At 63.6% G+C, this 15,839-nt stretch carries 15 protein-coding genes and 1 tRNA gene; 7 read left to right on the forward strand and 9 right to left on the reverse strand.

The annotated features are described in order from the left end of the window. Positions 1-2: 2 nt before the first annotated feature. Both cmk and der read left to right on the forward strand, forming a co-directional pair. Positions 3-671, forward strand: a complete 669-nt coding sequence (gene cmk / locus AC1D75_RS14935) for a (d)CMP kinase (protein WP_495516888.1) — start codon at positions 3-5, stop codon at positions 669-671. Then, positions 668-2,095 carry a ribosome biogenesis GTPase Der gene (gene der, locus AC1D75_RS14940; RefSeq protein WP_495516118.1) on the forward strand — a complete coding sequence of 476 codons (1,428 nt, stop codon included), beginning with the start codon at positions 668-670 and terminating at the stop codon, positions 2,093-2,095. Before cmk ends, der begins: the two co-directional genes overlap by 4 nt. Positions 2,096-2,154: 59 nt before the next feature. On the opposite strand, the gene AC1D75_RS14945 is transcribed toward der, so the two are convergent. The 3 genes from AC1D75_RS14945 to AC1D75_RS14955 form a co-directional block, all read right to left on the reverse strand. Next, positions 2,155-3,726 (reverse strand): HNH endonuclease signature motif containing protein, encoded by a 1,572-nt coding sequence (locus AC1D75_RS14945; RefSeq protein ID WP_495516119.1) that lies wholly within the window; start codon positions 3,724-3,726, stop codon positions 2,155-2,157. A 64-nt stretch (positions 3,727-3,790) separates the two neighbouring features. Further along, entirely contained in the window at positions 3,791-4,141 is a 351-nt protein-coding gene (locus tag AC1D75_RS14950) for a DUF4180 domain-containing protein (protein WP_495516120.1), read from the reverse strand. After that, on the reverse strand, positions 4,138-4,593 hold the full coding sequence (locus AC1D75_RS14955; RefSeq protein ID WP_495516121.1) for a helix-turn-helix domain-containing protein: 456 nt from the start codon (positions 4,591-4,593) through the stop codon (positions 4,138-4,140). The genes AC1D75_RS14950 and AC1D75_RS14955 overlap by 4 nt, the downstream gene beginning before the upstream one ends. A gap of 191 nt (positions 4,594-4,784) precedes the next feature. On the opposite strand from AC1D75_RS14955, the gene AC1D75_RS14960 reads away from it, so the two are divergent. Then, a tRNA-Pro gene (locus AC1D75_RS14960) sits at positions 4,785-4,858 on the forward strand. A 628-nt stretch (positions 4,859-5,486) separates the two neighbouring features. Here AC1D75_RS14960 and AC1D75_RS14965 read toward each other — a convergent pair. From AC1D75_RS14965 to AC1D75_RS14975, 3 genes are all read right to left on the reverse strand, one after another. Beyond that, entirely contained in the window at positions 5,487-6,005 is a 519-nt protein-coding gene (locus AC1D75_RS14965; protein ID WP_495516122.1) for a methylated-DNA--[protein]-cysteine S-methyltransferase, read from the reverse strand. Between the two features lie 93 nt (positions 6,006-6,098). Then, a complete protein-coding gene (locus AC1D75_RS14970) occupies positions 6,099-6,710 on the reverse strand; it encodes a DJ-1/PfpI family protein (protein ID WP_495516123.1) in 612 nt (203 codons plus the stop codon). A 126-nt stretch (positions 6,711-6,836) separates the two neighbouring features. Further along, a complete protein-coding gene (locus AC1D75_RS14975; RefSeq protein ID WP_495516124.1) occupies positions 6,837-7,655 on the reverse strand; it encodes an Fpg/Nei family DNA glycosylase in 819 nt (272 codons plus the stop codon). A 106-nt stretch (positions 7,656-7,761) separates the two neighbouring features. Here AC1D75_RS14975 and AC1D75_RS14980 point away from each other — a divergent pair, with 106 nt between their 5' ends. From AC1D75_RS14980 to crtI, 4 genes are all read left to right on the forward strand, one after another. Next, positions 7,762-8,523 carry a class I SAM-dependent methyltransferase gene (locus AC1D75_RS14980; RefSeq protein WP_495516125.1) on the forward strand — a complete coding sequence of 254 codons (762 nt, stop codon included), beginning with the start codon at positions 7,762-7,764 and terminating at the stop codon, positions 8,521-8,523. A gap of 194 nt (positions 8,524-8,717) precedes the next feature. Then, entirely contained in the window at positions 8,718-9,284 is a 567-nt protein-coding gene (gene idi, locus AC1D75_RS14985) for an isopentenyl-diphosphate Delta-isomerase (RefSeq protein ID WP_495516126.1), read from the forward strand. Positions 9,285-9,333: 49 nt separating this feature from the next. Further along, positions 9,334-10,254 (forward strand): phytoene/squalene synthase family protein, encoded by a 921-nt coding sequence (locus AC1D75_RS14990; protein ID WP_495516127.1) that lies wholly within the window; start codon positions 9,334-9,336, stop codon positions 10,252-10,254. Beyond that, positions 10,251-11,834 (forward strand): phytoene desaturase family protein, encoded by a 1,584-nt coding sequence (gene crtI, locus AC1D75_RS14995; RefSeq protein WP_495516128.1) that lies wholly within the window; start codon positions 10,251-10,253, stop codon positions 11,832-11,834. The genes AC1D75_RS14990 and crtI overlap by 4 nt, the downstream gene beginning before the upstream one ends. A gap of 43 nt (positions 11,835-11,877) precedes the next feature. Here crtI and AC1D75_RS15000 read toward each other — a convergent pair whose 3' ends face one another. The 3 genes from AC1D75_RS15000 to AC1D75_RS15010 all read right to left on the reverse strand — a co-directional run bounded on the left by AC1D75_RS15000 (position 11,878) and on the right by AC1D75_RS15010 (position 15,713). After that, entirely contained in the window at positions 11,878-13,383 is a 1,506-nt protein-coding gene (locus AC1D75_RS15000) for a phytoene desaturase family protein (protein WP_495516129.1), read from the reverse strand. Continuing rightward, positions 13,380-14,528 carry a glycosyltransferase family 2 protein gene (locus tag AC1D75_RS15005; RefSeq protein WP_495516130.1) on the reverse strand — a complete coding sequence of 383 codons (1,149 nt, stop codon included), beginning with the start codon at positions 14,526-14,528 and terminating at the stop codon, positions 13,380-13,382. The genes AC1D75_RS15000 and AC1D75_RS15005 overlap by 4 nt, the downstream gene beginning before the upstream one ends. Positions 14,529-14,606: 78 nt before the next feature. Then, a complete protein-coding gene (locus AC1D75_RS15010; protein WP_495516131.1) occupies positions 14,607-15,713 on the reverse strand; it encodes a polyprenyl synthetase family protein in 1,107 nt (368 codons plus the stop codon). Positions 15,714-15,839 lie beyond the last annotated feature (126 nt).

The following is a 15,839-nucleotide window of genomic DNA, read 5'->3' on the forward strand; positions in this document are numbered from 1 at the left end:
GTGTGATCGCCATCGATGGTCCGGCCGGAACCGGCAAATCGAGTGTGGCGCGCCGCGTGGCTACCGCGTTGGACGCCAACTACATCGACACCGGAGCCATGTATCGGGTCGCGACCCTGCGCGCACTGCGGGCGGGTGCGGCTCTGGACGATCCGGACGCGATCGACAAAGCGACTGAGGGCGTACGCATTTCCGTCAACAGCAACCCGACCAAGCAGGTCGTGTTGATGGACGACGAGGATGTCTCCGATGAGATTCGTCGCGACGAGGTGACTCGCGCGGTGTCGGCCGTCTCGGCCGTGCCCGCGGTGCGTACTCGTCTGGTGCAGGCTCAACGTGATCTGGCACAGAACGGACTCAGCGTGCTCGAGGGCCGCGACATCGGGACCGTTGTGTTCCCTGATGCCGCGCTCAAGGTGTACCTGACCGCATCACCCGAGGTTCGTGCGCAGCGGCGACATGATCAGAACCTCGCCGCAGGAATTGACAGTGACTACCAGACGGTGCTCGCGGACGTGATCCGTCGGGACCATCTGGATTCGACACGGCCGACGTCGCCATTGCGGCCGGCCGATGATGCCGTACAGGTCGACACCACCGACATGGGCATCGAAGAGGTGATCGCCAAGCTGGTTGAGTTGGCGCGCAACCGGATTGGGGTAGAAGCATGAGTGACAATTTTGACGGGGCAGCAATCTCGTCTGACGGAATGTGGTCGGATGAATCCGACTTCGAGCTCGCTGAGCTCACCGATCTGGGCGTTGATGGCGCACCGTTGGCGGTGCCCGTTGTCGCGATCGTCGGTCGCCCGAACGTGGGCAAATCGTCGCTGGTGAACCGCATCCTCGGACGCCGTGAAGCGGTGGTCGAGGACATCCCCGGCGTGACCCGCGACCGTGTCTCCTACGAGGCATCGTGGGCCGGACGTCGATTCATGGTGCAGGACACCGGCGGTTGGGAACCTGACGCCAAGGGTCTGCAGCAGTCCGTGGCTCGCCAGGCCGAGATCGCTATGAAGACGGCCGACGCAATCGTGCTGGTTGTCGACACCACCGTGGGCGCCACCGCCACCGATGAAGCGGTGGCCAAGGTGCTGCGGCGCTCGAAGACCCCGGTGTTGTTGGCGGCCAACAAGGTCGATGACGAGCGCCTGGAAGCCGAAGCGGCCGCCCTGTGGTCGTTGGGACTGGGGGAGCCGTTCACGGTGTCCGCCGCCCACGGTCGCGGTACCGGTGACCTGCTCGACCGAATCCTCGAAGCCCTTCCTGAAACGCCTCGCGAATCCACCACGATGGGTGGCCCGCGCCGAGTTGCGTTGGTTGGCAAGCCCAACGTGGGCAAGAGCTCGCTGATGAACAAGCTCACCGGTGAAGAGCGTGCAGTGGTCGACAATGTCGCCGGAACCACGGTCGACCCCGTTGACGAACTGGTCGAACTCGGTGGACGGGTCTGGAACTTCGTCGACACCGCCGGCTTGCGCAAGAAAGTGACGCAGTCGAGCGGACATGAGTTCTACGCGTCGCTGCGTACCCGGTCGGCCATCGAGGCCGCCGAGGTCGCGGTGCTGCTGATCGACGCGTCGGAGCCGATCACCGAGCAGGACCAGCGAGTTCTGACGATGATCATCGAAGCCGGTCGCGCATTGGTGATCGCGTTCAACAAATGGGATCTGGTTGACGAGGATCGCCGGTTGCAGTTGGCCAAGGAGGTCGACCGCGACCTGTCCCGCGTGCCCTGGGCTCGGACGGTCAACATCTCCGCCCACACCGGTCGGTCTGTGGCAAAGCTCGTGCCCGCACTCGATACGGCGTTGGCGTCATGGGACAAGCGGATCTCGACCGGACAGCTCAACAACTGGCTCAAGGATGTCATCGCCGAGACCCCGCCACCGATGCGTGGTGGGCGTCTGCCTCGCGTGATGTTCGCGACCCAGGCTGCCACTCGGCCGCCGACGTTCGTCTTCTTCACCACGGGCTTCCTGGAGGCCGGCTACCGCCGATTCCTGGAGCGAAAGCTGCGTGAGGCCTTCAACTTCGACGGTTCGCCCGTCCGGGTGAACGTCCGAGTCCGTGAGAAGCGCGAGCGCACGAAGTAGGACGAGATAGCTTGCACCCCCTGCCCCGATCAACATTGTTGGTCGGGGCAGGGTCATGTTCAGGCAACTTTAAGCCACTTGAAGTTTCGCCATCCGTAGTCGATGTTGAACACCTGCGCCTCGACAGATTTCTTATCGAACACGGTGCGGGCGCGTTGCAGGAACCATTCGGCGTCGGCGTCGCTGTTCGGGTTCCACATCTCCGGGTTGGTGAAGTATTTCTCCGGGAAATGAGTGTTGTTCGGCTGCAATGGTTCCAGCGATCCGCGGTGGCGCCACCCGACCCGTCCCTGCCAACCCGGCGGGCCGGTACCTTCGGTGATGATCTCGGTGATCCACCCGGTATCACCATCGGTGACCTGGGCATGATCAGGCCCACAGACCAAGGTCAGCACGGTGATATCGGTGCGACCGCCTTTGGCCCACTCCCGAATGTGGTGGACCGCGCACTCTGAGGCCGGGGCATCACAGCCCGGACGCGAACAGCCCCGCTCGGCGGCAATAAGGGCGAGTCTTTGGTCTGCGGTGGCCAACCGTTCTTCACGTCCCAGATATAGCGGGCGGTGTTTGTCGTCGAGCAACGCCAAGAACTTGCGGCTCACTCCGGCGAGCTTGAGGGCATCCTTGACGGCCAGGACCCCGCCGGAGGCGGTGGTGGCCAGGCCGGTTTCCTGTTCGAGTTGCTCCAACGTCATCGTGACGATGACCTGCGCGGGTAGACCGCGGTGAGTGCCGAGTTTGCCCTGCCCGACCACCATTTCCATCAGCTTCTTGAATGCATCATGGTTGCGTTGCCCCGGTGTGCGGGTATCGCGCTCGGCCGCCGCGCGGAGGGCGTCTTTGTCGGCCTTGTCGGCGTTGCCGGTCGGTGAGTCCGGATCGTTCGGATTGTTCATGCCCTTGGCTGCCCACTTCGCGGCCACCACATCCCACAGCGCTTTGGTCGCAGGATCCAACGTGCCTTTGATCCCGGCCATATGGTCTGCGCCCTGTTTGGATACTGATAGCTCTCGTTTCTGCGCACGGTCGGCGTCGTCGAACTCGCCGTCCGGGTTCAGATGGGCATGTAGGTGCAGACCCACCTTTTTCAGCTCATCCGGGTCCATCGTCCGAGCGGCATCGGCCATCAGCCTTTCTCCGTCGGACCACAATTCGAGGTTGCTGCGGATCGTGCCGGGCAGGTTACGCAATATGTCATCGATGACGTTGTAATGCGCCACCCCGATCGCACCATCACGCAACGCCGACCACGTGTTGGGGTAGACCGGTGCGGTGACTTCACCCGATGGGGTGTGCCACTGGCCCACGCGTTCAGCGCGTTTGGACCGGGCGCTGGCCTGAGTCGTGGAAATCCGTAAATGATGACGCAGGAACTTGTTGTGTTTGAGCCCTTGTTTGGCGGCGACCGAGCGTTCCCGTAGTTCGACCGCCACCCGTACTTTGACGGCTTCATCACGGCGGGTTTGGGTTTCGATCGCTTGGGCGAGTTCGACGGTCTCCTTGTCCGACAGGTTCGCCAACGAGATATCAACAAGTCTGCGGGACAACACTTCACGGACAGCAACGACCTCCTCCGCATCAAGAGCCATGCCCTCGATACGGTCGATGAGATGTGCCACCCCCGCGGTCATGAAACAGTTCTATCAGCACCCACCGACAAGCCCTTGACCAGGAGTTTTTCGAAAGGTGGTGCAGTCAGGCAAGTCTGGCTTGTACGTCATCGATCGAGTCGACAAACCACACATGACGTCCGCGGTTGGATTCGCGCACAAACGCCGCCAGCGGTTCGCTGTGTGAGACCTCTGTGGAGATATCGCCGACGATGGCGATCACGACGCGGTACTGGACCATCTTCTGGAGGTACTCACCTGCGACGCCCGTTCTGAGGTCCAGGAAGCCCTCTGGCAGACGATTGATGGGTATCGCTACTGCTGCCACCTTGTGCCCCCATGTTGCTCCGATGGCGTCCAGAGCTGCCACGGGTTCCCCGGTGTCGTGATAGATCATCAGATCGTCGCCGTTTCGGGTCTGCTGGAACATCGTCATGAGAAGTTGCCTCCTTCGGTCAGGTCGCGGAGCAGGATCAGGACGTCTGCGGTGTCGCTGATGCTGCCTTGCGCAATCACTTTCAGTGAGCGGCCATCGGGGCCGGGGGCTGTGGTCAGTCGTAGTGGGTGACCGCGATCCCGGCCGCCCGCCGCGGCGGTGAGCACGGTGGCGATGCGGTCCCAGTCGCCTGGTTTGAGGTTGTCGAGGTCGACGACAACGGTGCTGTGTTCGGTGACGTCCGCTTCGGGAAGCAGTTGAGGCATTGTTCGGGGGCTGGTGTTGCCGGCACCTGCGACAAACGCGGCCAGATCAGTTCGGGTGATCCGATACTGCTTGCCCACGCGGGCGGCGTGCAGCCTCCCATCGCGGATGTATGCGCGGATGGTTCGCACATGCAGTCCGAGTTCGTCCGCCACCTCGTCCGCCGACAGGTAATTCGAGGTCGTCACGAAAGGTCAATATACATACAGATAGGGAAGTTTAGGGAGTTCTTTTGAGTGGGCGTCTGTGAGCTATCGCCAGTGCGGACAGCTGTCGAGGACTTGGAGCTGCACGGCCGTGTCGGGCCGTCTACCAGGCGATTTTCGCTGTGGGCGGTGCCTGAGGTAATCTCATTCAGCGCCCTTAACGGGGAGTGCCACGGGCTGTGGCGCAGCTTGGTAGCGCACTTGACTGGGGGTCAAGTGGTCGCAGGTTCAAATCCTGTCAGCCCGACAACAAAAAGCCTGGTCAGAGACACTCTGACCAGGCTTTTTCTGTTTCTGTAGACGTTGCGGATGATGACGTGAAGTCCCCGGTGTTCGCCGGCTGTAGGAAGCAGGAGGCCAGCAGGGAGGCAGCAGGATCAGTCCGGCCAGACGTGAAGGATTGGGATCAGGAGTCCGGTTGTTATTGGCTCGCACCTCGATCACCACCCGGTCGCCCTCAACTTCACAGAGCCCACACCCAGATGGGATCTCTCGGGCATCAACAGCCGGAAACCTCAGGGAAGAATGTAGGATCCCCGAGACACCCGCCATCGTCCACCACTGCACTGGAGAAACGCGATGAACAAATACATGGCAGACAGAGGGATTCAGGCCAGCATCGTCACGACGGGTCTACTGGCAGTCCTTACCGCCGTGTCCTATAGCCCGCCAATGCTCGCGGTGTGGGCGGTGTCGCTGGCGACGACGAGTTGGGCCATTTGGAACGTGACGGCCAAGCATCGTGCCGCATAAGCCGCGGACGTCTCTGTCGTAGCGGCAAGTTGCCGAGCGCATCGGGGGTTGTTGACTCTGCGTTCGGCCGCTACAAATTGCCCGGCCTTCGCCTATATGCCTTTGGCTGCCGATGTTCGCTTTCAGAACAACGTGGGCGGAGTCGCACCCTCGAAGTCGAGTAGCCATCGTTTTGTCTGCAGGCCTTGCCCTTTGTCGCCGCCTGAGTAGCCGCCCAGGCCGTCAGCGGCGACGACGCGGTGGCATGGGATGAGCAGAGGTACGGGGTTGATGCCCATGAGGGTGCCGATACTTCGGGCGGGGACGCCGGTGCCGCTTCGCGCTGCGAGTTCGCCGTAGGTGATCGTGTCTCCTCGCTTCACGGTTTTCTCGAGTGTGGTGAGGACGGCGCGGGCGACGTCGGACATGTGGTGCAGGTCGAGCGGAAGATCGAATTCGGTCAAGTTCCCGTCAAAGTAGGCGCGGAGCTGGGCAAGCCCCTCGACAAGCAGGGGATCGTCTGGCGCAGCGTTCGTCCGCGGTGGAGCCCGCCACGCGACTCGCACGATCGTCTCACCGCTACTGGAAACGGTGATCGCGCCGACAGGTGTTGGCAGCGAGCCGGAGGTGATTCCGTCAACCTGCTGATCTTCGTGCGTCACGTAGGCCGAGGATAGTCTCACCAACTGGCTGACTTGCCGGCGTTGAACTGGATAGACCCATTGTTGGGGTGAGTAGACAGCTGCTGTCGCAGTTCACAACCCGTGTAGTTCCGCGAATCGATCGTGCGTTGGGTCGGTCTGAATTGCGAGTTCGATCACGTCGGCAGCTCGTTGGGCTGTCTCCGCGCCGCATAGTGAGCTGATCAAGGCCGCGGTCATGTCCATGCCCGCCGCGACACCGGACGAGGTCCAGCGATCACGGTCCTGCACCCACCGCGCCCGGGGGAGCCAGTCCACCGTGCTGCCCTGCTCTTGCGCCCATCTGAACGCCAACTTGTTCGACGTTGCTCTGTACCCGTCGAGGAGCCCGGCCGCAGCGAGCACCGCCGATCCCGTACACACCGATGTCACCAGTCGGCATTGTGTCGCGTACGTGCGCAGCCAGTCGAGGAAAGCTGTGTCTGACACCAGTGTGCGGGTACCGATGCCGCCGGGGATGAGCATGATGTCGGCAGGTGGTGCGTCGTCGTAGTTGCGATTCGCAATGACAGTGACGCCCTGGGAGCTTGCGACGGGCCGCGCCGCGGGCCCGAGGAAGCTGACGTCGAACTCATCCGGCAGAACACTGAACAACTCGACCGGGCCGAATACGTCGAGAAGTTCAAAGCCGTCGAACAGAACAATGGACACTGTGCGTCGAGACATGCGGCGACGTTACCGCCTGATTCTGGGAGATGGACTGTGCAACAGGGAATCCTTCGTAGGCGGAACCTGTGATTGCGTGAATGCGACAAACCAGCTTCCGCTGCGGCCTGCTGTCTGCTGAGTTGCTCACGACTGCTCTCGTGAACACCACCATGTCGTGCGCCCACCGACGGTGCCGCGTGACATCGGCGCCCCACACCGGGGGCACACGGCGCCAGTCTTCCGATACGGGATGATCTCCCCGGTGTGGACGCCGCCCTTCTTGATCGCGGATCGGATGGCACGGCGCAGGACGACACGCAGGTTGTCGAGATCGTCGGTGGTGAGGGTCTTGGCGCGGCGTGCCGGCGACAGCTCACACTCCCACAGGACCTCGTCGGCGAGCAGGTTCCCGATCCCGGCGATGGCCGACTGGTCGAGCAGCCTGGCCTTGAGAGGCGCTCCACTGGAACCGATCCGATGCCGAAAGTCCTCGCGCGAGATCTCCGCGGCATCCGGGCCGAGTGCGTCGATATCTGGTTCCAGGCGCACGCGGCCGAGGCGGCGTTTGTCGAAGAGTCGGAGTTGACCCCCGTCGTCAAACGTCATGGCGAAGCGCGTCCACTCGGGTTTATCTGTGTCGCGCTCACCAACGTGCGGATCACCGCCACCGTAAAGCGAGGTCTGGTCACCGTCGGGTGCTGTGACGATGATGCGTCCGCCCATGCCGAGATGGATGCCGAGCCTGGGACCCGCTGACCCGTCGGCTGTTTCGGTCTCGCACCACATGGCTTTGCCGCGACGGCGGGCCTCGGTGAGCTTGCCGCCCTTCAGCGCCCGGGCGATCTCACCCGGGCGGTGTGGGCGACACTCAAACGTGTCGGTGTCGTCGATATCGACTATGACCCGGTTCAGCGCTTTCTCGACGACCTGTCTGGCGTTCTCGACCTCGGGAAGTTCCGGCATTCGTCCGGTATACCCGGCGCGACCCACTCACGTGGGGAAGCCCCGGGTGCTGAGTACTTTGTGCAACGTTCCTCCGATGCGGTGGGTGCGGAGTAATTTCGAGCCTGTGTCGTTCGAAGTTCCGCCGGACGCTTACGCCCGGTTCATGGGTCGCTACTCCGAACCTCTGGGCGCTGCATTCGCTGATGCCGCGGGGGTTGGGGGAGAACAGCGTGCAGTCGATGTCGGGTGCGGTCCGGGAGCTCTTACCGCCCATCTGGTGTCGCGACTCGGAGTCGATCACGTGTGGGCCATCGACCCGTCATCGTCCTTCGTCGACGCCACCCGCGCCAGATTCCCCGGGATCGATGTTCGCCCGGCGGTAGCCGAGGACCTGCCGTTCGAGGCGAACTCGTTTGACGTGACGCTCGCGCAGTTGGTCGTGCATTTCATGACCGATCCCGTACTCGGACTTGCCGAGATGGCTCGCGTGACACGGCCGGGCGGGACCGTCGGAGCCTGCGTCTGGGACCTCGGCCCGAACGAGCGAGGACCTATCTCGCTGTTGTGGAGGATGGTTCGCGAATTGGATCCGGATGCTCAGGATGAATCCGACCTGGCCGGCGTACGGCAGGACCAATTGGCGTCGCTGTTCACTCGAGCAGGCATCCGCGACATCGAGCCCAGCGAACTCACAGTCCGGGCGACGTACAACAGCTTTGACGAATGGTGGGAGCCCAACACCTACGGGATCGGCCCCGCGGGCACCTACGTTGCCGGACTATCCCCAGAGCGGCGAAACGCTTTACGTGAGCGATGTGCCGCTGCACTGCCGGACGCGCCCTTTGAATTGGGGGCCACTGCCTGGTGTGCGGTCGGCAGGACTTGATGTCGGCAGTGTGTGACCGTGCAATCAGCCGACTCATCTCGCCAGGATCGCGGTTTTCATAACCGTCGGGGGAGACGGTTGATTCTTCGAGAGCGCGCACGAACTCGGGTTGGTGTTTGTGTAGGACATCCATCGCTTCGTCGGTTCCGAATATCGGATGACAAACTACAGATACCCGAGTGAACGAGGTATGCATGACCGACGACTTGGTCGTCCTGGCCGACTCCGATGGACAACCGTGTGGGACCGCCGACCGGACGACGGTGCACACCACGGACACGCCTTTGCACTTTGCCTTTTCCTGCCATCTGGTGGACGAAGGTCAGCTGCTGATGACCCGACGTGCGTTGAGCAAGCGCACCTGGCCGGGAGTGTGGACGAACTCATTCTGTGGACATCCGCGACCAGGCGAATCGGTCGAGGACGCGATTCACCGATATGCGCAGCGCGAGTTGGGGATCGATGTCGAGGGGCTGCGGTGCGTGCTTCCGGAGTTCCGCTACCGGGCGGTCGATGCCAGTGGTGTGGTGGAGAACGAGATATGTCCGGTATTCGTCGCGAGTCCGGTGGGCGAGCTGCGCCCGGACCCCGACGAGGTCGCGGAGTACGCCTGGTCGGCCATCTCGGACATATGGACGCTCGCTGAACGCACCCCCTGGGCGGTGAGCCCGTGGTTTGTCGAACAGGTCCGCTCGTTGCCGGGACCAGACCCGTACGACCATGTGGCCGAGCCCATCCGGATTGCCCGCCGGCCCGAATAGAGGGCAGTAGGTGACGAGAGCAAACGATCCGAGGGCAAGGACAGATCTGATGGTGCAAACACGGAGGCGCAACGCAGACGCGTTGCAGCCCTATCTGCGGTACGACGCAGCCGCCGACGCCAGTGCCGCGTTGGTGATTCGCCGATACTCATCGTCCTTCGGGCTCGCGACGCGGTTGCTCGGCGGACAGGTCCGACAGGATGTGTGCAACATCTACGCGCTGGTGCGCGTGGCCGACGAGGTCGTGGACGCGCCGCGACCCGGCCAGGGCAGCGTTGATCGGCTGATCGAACTCGACAAGCTCGAGCAGGAAACGTACGCGACGTTGGAGACCGGATCGAGCACCAATCTTGTTGTCCATGCGTTTGCGCGCAGTGCCCGGCGGGTCGGCATCGGACAAGAGCTGATCGCCCCCTTCTTCGCGGCGATGCGCACCGACCTCCAGCACGTGGACCACGATTTCGCGAGCCTCGCGACCTACATCTACGGCTCGGCTGAAGTGGTCGGCTTGATGTGCCTGCGGGCCTTCGTCGCCGATGAACCAAATCCGGCACCGCTCTATGACGAGCTCGCCCCAGGGGCGAGACGACTAGGGGCGGCGTTCCAGAAGATCAATTTCTTGCGAGATTTCGGCGACGACACCGACGGGCTCGGACGGCGTTACCTCGTCGGACTCCAGCCTGATGAACTCGACGAAGAGATCTGGCACAACTGGCTCGACGACGTCGAATTGGACCTGTCCGCGGCCGCGGAGGTCATTCCCTGGCTTCCGCGCGGCTGCCGCGTGGCGGTGTGCACCGCTCACGATCTGTTCGCTGAGTTGACCCGCCGTCTGCGAGCGACATCACCGGCCGAGGTGCGACGTCGCAGAGTGCGCGTGCCCAATCCGGAGAAGGTACGCATCGCTGCCTCGGCCGCACTTCACCGCGGTCGACCTGTCACTTTCGACAAGGAGACCAGTCTTTCGTGACCGCCACACCGAAAAAAGTAGTCATCATCGGCGGTGGTGTTGCCGGGTTGGCGACTGCCGCCTTGCTCGCGCGTGACGGACACGACGTCGACCTCGTCGAAAAGAATGAGGACCTCGGCGGTCGGGCCGGATCGTGGGCGCACGATGGGTTCCGGTTCGACACCGGCCCCTCCTGGTGGTTGATGCCCGAGGTGTTCGACCACTTCTTCGAACTGTTGGGCACCTCGACGGCAGAGCAGGTCAAGCTGGTGCGCCTCGACCCCGGGTATCGGGTGTTCTTCGAGGGCTTCGACAAACAGATCGACGTCGAGGGTGACGAATCGAGCAATCTGTCGTTGTTCGAAACCATCGAACCGGGCGCCGGCACAGCGCTGAGTGGCTACCTCGACTCCGCCCGCAACGCATACGACATCGCCGTCAAGCGTTTCCTGTACACCAGTTTCGACTCTCCGCGCGCTTTCCTCAGTCGCGAGGTGCTGCGAAACCTCCCGACGCTGGCGGTGCTGCTCACCAAGTCCCTCGAGTCGTTTGTCTCGCAACGGTTTTCTGATCGAAGGTTGCAGCAGGTGCTCGGCTATCCCGCGGTGTTCCTCGGTTCTTCACCCGAGCGCACACCGGCGATCTATCACCTGATGAGCTGGCTCGACCTGGCCGACGGTGTCCGCTACCCCGATGGCGGTTTCACGACGTTTGTCGATGCGCTGTCCAGGCTCGCCACCGAGCAGGGGGTGCGGGTGCACACCGGTACGTCGGCGACCGCGATTCTGACGCAGTCGCGAAAAGGCCGGGCGGCCATGGGGCGCCGTCGACATGAGGTTGTCGGGGTCCGGGTGCAGGATCGCCGCGGTGGTGAACGAGAAATCGCAGCGGACATCGTGGTCGGTGCCGCGGACCTGCACCACGTCGAGACCAAACTCCTGCCGACCAATCTGCAGACATTCCCCCAACGATGGTGGGACAAGGCGACATCGGGGCCAGGAGCGGTACTGGCGTATCTCGGCGTGAGTGGCAATCTGCCGGAGCTGGCCCATCATTCGCTGTTTTTCACCGACGACTGGACGACGAACTTCGACGCGATTTTCGAGGAGCCGACCCACATGCCGGATCCTGCGTCGCTGTACGTGTGTCGGCCGTCCGCGACGGACGACTCGGTGGCCCCGGCCGGCCACGAGAACGTTTTCATCCTGGTGCCCTCGCCCCCGGACCCAGGTCTTGGGCACGGCGGGATCGACGGCAACGGTGATCCCGACATCGAAAAGGTCGTCGACCACGCGATCGCGACGGTGGCGCAGTGGGCTCAGATCCCTGATCTTGCCGAGCGGATCGTGGTCCGCGGCACCGTGGGACCGGCCGACTTCGTCGACGACGTCAACTCGTGGTCGGGCAGTGCGCTCGGACCGGCACATACATTGCGCCAGAGCGCATTCCTGCGGGCAACCAACCGATCACGCAAGGTCGAGGGTCTGTATTACGCGGGTTCGAGTACGCGTCCGGGGATCGGCTTGCCGATGTGCCTGATCAGCGCCGAACTCATCCGAAAGCGACTGCGGGGCGACCGGTCGGTCGGGCCGTCCAGCTGAACCTCGCCCGGTGAATCCAGTGCCCTCCACGAGGACATCGGATTCACCGGCCCGGTGGCCGACCGGCCGGACCGATGAGGTCTGAGACGATCCGCGCCGACATCATCACCAGCGGGAGTCCGCCTCCTGGATGGGCCGAGCCGCCCACCAGATAGAGGCCGGGTACCGGTGAGGTGTTCGGTGGCCGAAGGAATGCCGCGCGTGCACCGTTCGACGACGACCCGTAGATCGAACCGCCCGGAGTCAGCGTGCGCCGCTCCAGATCGGCGGGCGACACCACAATCCGGTGGCGTACGTGCGACCGCAGATCGAGGCCGCGGTCGGCCATCACCTGCATCACGTGATCGGCGTGTGCGTCGACGACTCCCGGTGCATCCCAATCCATTCCGTGCTCGGGATCCTGGCGGGCCGCGTTCACCAGCACAAACCAGGCACCCGTTCCGGGACCGGGAACGATGGCGGGGTCATCGGGTGCCGAGACGTACACCGTCGGACGTTCCACGGGCCGCGGTGATCCCTTGAACCCGAAGACTGCATCGAACTCGGCGTCATAATCCTCGGCAAACAGAACCGTGTGGTGGGCCACCTCGGGTGGATTGTCGAGCGCAAGCAGGATCGCGAACCCCGACAACGACGGAGTGGCGCTGCGCAGTCGGGCTGCCACCCGGCGGGTGGTGCGCGAGGGGATCAGGCGCTCATACACCTGTGTGGCATCGGCGTTCGCGACCACCAGATCCGAGCTCCGGACGGTCCCGTCCACGAGCTGTACTCCGGTGATATGTCCGCGTGAATCCGTGGTGAGACGGGTGACCTCGGTGTCGAGCTCGATCGTGCCACCGAGGGCAACAAACCGATCGCGGATCGCTGTGGCGATCTCGCCAAGGCCCCCGGCGACGTACCACGACCCCCAGGCCTGCTCCGACCACGGAACCGATGCGAGAGCCGCGGGCGCGCGCCGGGGATCGGATCCGGTGTAGGTGGCGTACCGGTCGAGCAGTTGCACAAGACGTGGGTCCTGCACGTAGCGGCGACCGAGTCCGCGCAGAGAACGCCACGGCGCGATGGTCACGAGGTCAGACCAGGCCCGGAACCCGCCGAGCAACCGCCGGATCTCCAACGGAGACTCCAGGAATGGTTCGTGCGTGACGTCCCAGATGGACTCCGCCCGATCGAGCAGCGCCGACCACTGCGCACCACAACCAGGGCCCAGCATCGCATCCATGGCGGCCGGTATTTCCTCGAGCGTGCCCGGCATGTCCAGTTCTGTGCCATCCGGGAACCGGTATCGGGCAGCCGTCGAAAGCCGTTGCAGTGACAGCACATCGTGCACCGACGCTCCGGTGGAGGTGAACAATTCTTCGAGCACATGCGGCATCGTCACCAAAGAAGGTCCGGTGTCGAAACGAAAACCGTCATTTTCGATGACCCCGAGCTTGCCGCCGATGTCCGCGGTCTGCTCCAGCACGGTGACGTCATGTCCACCGGCCTGCAACCGCAATGCGGCAGCCAGACCGCCGACTCCGGCGCCGACAACGATGACCCGGCTCATCTGTTCACCTCGATCGATCGACCTTTCCACTGGAGGAGCCCCCTCCGGCGCGCGACCGCGGAATCGACTGTGAGGGCGGCAAATGTGAGGACCGAGACCGGATGGGCCAACGCGTCCGGCCACACTTGTCCACCGGTGGTACGCGCAGCGATCACCCGTGAGGCAACTCCGGCGACGTATCCGACTGCGCCGGTGCGTGATCCGGTCAGTGCGCCCAAAAATGGGACCACATACATGAGCACGAGCAACGCCATGACCGCAAGTGAGCCCGGCGCCGAACCGAAAGCGTTCCACAGCGACTTGCCGTATCCCGCCCGGACTGCGCGCCACCCCTCGTACATTCGACAGGCTGCGATCTGGCTGCCGTCCGCCGCGACTCCGTGACCGCCGGCCCGTTTCACCGCACGCAAGAGTGCGATGTCCTCGAGTATTTCGTCGCGCACGGCGGCGTGTCCGCCCGCGCGTCGGTAGGCGGCGGCGTCGACGACGATCAGCTGCCCATTCGCTGCCGACATGGACGGACGCGGCGATCGTTCTGCGATACCCAGGGGGAGGGTGCTCATCCAAGACCATTGCAGCAGTGGTTGCACCAATCGCTCGCCGACCCCGACGGCGATCTGCCGGGGATAGGGGCTCAGCAGGTCGAGGCCGGTGCGCCGCAACAAAGCCACCGAGGACGTGAATGCGCACGGTTCGAGTACGACGTCGGCGTCCACGAACACAAGAACGCCACCGGGCGGTGCCGATTGCGATTGGGCCAACTCGGAGAGCTGGTGGCAAGCCCACGGTTTGCCCAGCCACCCGGGCGGAAGAGGCGCGCCGGCGACGATCTCGAGTCGGGGATCGCGCCGCGCAAGCGCCTCGAGCACGGTACCGGTGCCGTCGGTGGATCCGTCGTCGAGCACGATGACACGCGCCGGCCCGGGCCATTTGTCGGCCGCGGCCAGGACGCTGGTCACGCAACGCTCTGCCACCGCCACTTCGTCTCGCATGGGAATGAGGACGGTCAGGGGTTCGGCATCCGCGGAGTCGGTGGGCACCGGTCGCCGGACCCGGATCGCGTTGTCAACGGTCAACGCGAGTGAAGCCGCTGCCAGTGCGGTGCCGATCGCCACCAATCGCCGCGGAATGTCACTGCGTCGCATCGAATCTCTTCTGCACCAGAATCTTCCGGTGCTGTGGTCGGGTGTCAGGTCCTTGTATCGACCATATCGCCTCGATCATCAGGATTTGCGCCACACACACCGCTCGACCAGGCCGGTCAATGCTGTCCGGGTCAGATCATCGACCGGCAGCGACTCCACGATGCGCATCGCATTGTCGGTCAGCTCGGCGATTTTCTCCTCGATTGCAGAGTCAGCTCCGGTTGCGACGAGCACGGACCGGATCGCTTCGAGATCGTCGTCGTCGACGTTCGGGTTGCCCAGGCAATCCCGGAGGAGCTCCCTTTGCGACCAGTTACCCCGCGATTCGGCCACGGCCATCAGTAGCGTGCGTTTGCCCTCGCGGATGTCGTCGATCGCCGGTTTGCCGGTGACCTCGGGATCGCCGAAGACACCCAGCAGATCGTCGCGAAGCTGGAACGCCTTGCCTGCCGTCAGTCCGATCTGGTCGTAGAGATGCAGGAGAAGCTCGTCCGCTCCGGCCAGGGAGCCGCCGAGGCGGAGCGGATGGCTGATCGTGTACTTGGCGCTCTTCAACCGGAGGATGAGGTCGGTGCGAGATCGGGAGATGTCCGCTTCGGTCTGACTGAGCATGTCCAGGTACTGGCCTGCGTAGGCCTCGTCACGCATCTGCGACCACATGGCCCGGACCGCGCGACGCGAATGGACGTCCAGGGAATCGGTGGCCATCACGGCCAGATCGTCGGACCACGACAGGCACATGTCTCCGACGAGGATTGCGACGGCCGAACCGTGATTGTCGCTGTCACCCAGACGATGCTGTCGAGCGTGGTCGTCGGTGAACTGTCGATGCATGGTGGGAAGTCCGCGACGGGTGTCGCTGTTGTCCATCAAGTCGTCGTGGATCAGTGCCGCGAGATGGAACAGTTCGATTGCCGCGGCCATCTCCGGAATCCCCGTGACCTGATCGCCGCCGGTCGCACCGTATGCACCCCACATACAGAACTGTGCGCGGATCCGCTTTCCACGGGCCAGCGTGTCCGTGATCGCGGTGGTCAGCGGCGCGACTTCTGCACTCAGGCCGCGTAAGAAGTTGGAGTGATCGAACACGTGAGTGCTCAGGGCATCGTTCGCGAGTGCCGTGATCTCACGGTGCCGGTCGCGGACGAGCTCATCGACGGACGGGGTGATGGTTTGGTACTTCATCGACTGCATGTCTCGTTCTCCGTGTCCGGGCGTCAGTTCGGCAAAAACTTGTTGCACTGACCGTTCGGAACAGATGGCGGGATCGGATGGGTACCGATCACGATGGTGACGGTGATTGTGACGTTC

This window comes from Williamsia sp. Y712 (genome assembly GCF_059445525.1).

Bases quoted from the DNA above. Each gene is read 5' to 3' on its own strand.
- der (WP_495516118.1), top strand. From the start codon at position 668: ATGAGTGACAATTTTGACGGGGCAGCAATCTCGTCTGACGGAATGTGG.
- AC1D75_RS14945 (WP_495516119.1), bottom strand. From the start codon at position 3,726: ATGACCGCGGGGGTGGCACATCTCATCGACCGTATCGAGGGCATGGCT.
- AC1D75_RS14950 (WP_495516120.1), bottom strand. From the start codon at position 4,141: ATGACGATGTTCCAGCAGACCCGAAACGGCGACGATCTGATGATCTAT.
- AC1D75_RS14970 (WP_495516123.1), bottom strand. From the start codon at position 6,710: ATGTCTCGACGCACAGTGTCCATTGTTCTGTTCGACGGCTTTGAACTT.
- AC1D75_RS14975 (WP_495516124.1), bottom strand. From the start codon at position 7,655: ATGCCGGAACTTCCCGAGGTCGAGAACGCCAGACAGGTCGTCGAGAAA.
- idi (WP_495516126.1), top strand. From the start codon at position 8,718: ATGACCGACGACTTGGTCGTCCTGGCCGACTCCGATGGACAACCGTGT.
- AC1D75_RS14990 (WP_495516127.1), top strand. From the start codon at position 9,334: ATGGTGCAAACACGGAGGCGCAACGCAGACGCGTTGCAGCCCTATCTG.
- AC1D75_RS15000 (WP_495516129.1), bottom strand. From the start codon at position 13,383: ATGAGCCGGGTCATCGTTGTCGGCGCCGGAGTCGGCGGTCTGGCTGCC.
- AC1D75_RS15005 (WP_495516130.1), bottom strand. From the start codon at position 14,528: ATGCGACGCAGTGACATTCCGCGGCGATTGGTGGCGATCGGCACCGCA.
- AC1D75_RS15010 (WP_495516131.1), bottom strand. From the start codon at position 15,713: ATGAAGTACCAAACCATCACCCCGTCCGTCGATGAGCTCGTCCGCGAC.